Genomic DNA, 513 nt, shown 5'->3' with positions numbered 1-513 from the left:
CACCGGGCGAAACCCACTGCCCGGTCACCGTCGACAACAACGGCACCCGCTCGCCCCCACCCTGGGGAACCAGGCCCTCCAGGGCCTCGGCCAGCTCAGCCCGGATCTGCTCAACCTGCGTGGTGTGGGAGGCGTAGTCCACCGGGATCCGGCGCGCCCGGACCCCCTGCTCCTCACACACAGCCTGCACCCGCTCCACCGCCTCCGCAGACCCAGCCACCACCACCGAGCCAGGACCATTGACCGCAGCCACCTCCACTCCGTCCCAGACACCGGCCCCGATCCGCCCCACAGCCTCATCCTGGGACACGGCCACCGACAGCATCCCGCCCAGACCCGCCAGACGCTGGCCAATGAGCCGCGACCGCAACGCCACCACCTTGCAGGCATCCTCCAGCGACAGCAGACCCGCCACATACGCGGCCGCCACCTCACCCTGCGAATGACCCACCACAGCCGCCGGCTCCACACCAAACGACCGCCACACCCCCGCCAAAGCCACCATCACCGCAA

The 513-nt window shown here is 70.4% G+C and carries 1 protein-coding gene; it reads right to left on the bottom strand.

Annotation, left to right across the window (positions count from 1 at the left end):
• A partial coding sequence (locus tag ABD329_RS48070; RefSeq protein WP_344318339.1) for an acyltransferase domain-containing protein occupies positions 1 to 454 on the bottom strand: 454 nt, incomplete at its 3' end.
• Positions 455 to 513: the final 59 nt, after the last annotated feature.

The sequence above is a fragment of the Streptomyces javensis genome (assembly GCF_039525925.1).
GTDB lineage: Bacteria > Actinomycetota > Actinomycetes > Streptomycetales > Streptomycetaceae > Streptomyces > Streptomyces asiaticus.
This window is presented reverse-complemented; position numbering and strand designations above follow the sequence as displayed.